The organism is Ameyamaea chiangmaiensis, assembly GCF_013376175.1.
GTDB classification, from domain to species: domain Bacteria; phylum Pseudomonadota; class Alphaproteobacteria; order Acetobacterales; family Acetobacteraceae; genus Ameyamaea; species Ameyamaea chiangmaiensis.
On sequence record NZ_JABXXR010000355.1, the window covers coordinates 1 to 686 of the forward strand.

Annotated in this window: 1 protein-coding gene; it reads right to left on the reverse strand. The window is 67.2% G+C overall.

Going from position 1 to position 686, the window contains the following annotated elements; translation table 11 throughout:
- Positions 1–677, reverse strand: a 677-nt coding sequence (phoU, locus tag HUK82_RS17020) for a phosphate signaling complex protein PhoU (protein ID WP_176615016.1), incomplete at its 3' end; no start/stop codon positions are given.
- Between the last annotated feature and the right edge of the window lie 9 nt (positions 678–686).

Here is a 686-nt window from a genome sequence, read left to right on the forward strand (position 1 = left end):
CGCGGCCGCATGGTGGGCAGCATGTTTCCCGTGGCGGCGTAGAAGACACGTTCGGCAATGTTGGTGGTGTGATCGCCGATGCGTTCGAGGTTCTTGGCGATGAACAGCAGATGGGTGCAGGTGGTGATGTTGCGCGGGTCTTCCATCATGTAGGTGACCAGTTCGCGGAACATGGCGTTATACAGTTCGTCCACCGCGCGGTCGGACTGCCACACCTCGGTCGCGCGTTCCTCATCGCGCGAGGTCATCGCGTCGATCGCCCGGCGCAGGTTGTCCTGCACAAGGCGCCCCATCGCGCGCAGCCCCGACAGCGAGATCTGGCTCTCGGCCATGTCCAGCCGCAGCGAGCGCCGTGCGATCGAGGTCGCGTAGTCGCCGATCCGCTCCAGATCGCCCGTCACCTTCAGCGCCGAGACGATCTCGCGCAGGTCCGACGCCATCGGCGCGCGCAGGGCCAGCAGCCGGATCGACAGAACCTCCGCCTCGCGCTCCAGCGCGTCGACCTGCGGGTCAAGCTCGGGCGCGGCCGCGGCGGCGTCCTCGTCGTGGTCGACGATCGCCGCCACCGCCTGCGCCGTCTGGCTCTCCACAAGACCGCCCATCCGCGCCATGATCGCACGGAGTTGCCCCAGTTCCTGTTCGTAACTCTTGACCGTGTGCGCGCTCTCGCGGTTCATCCGACCCTC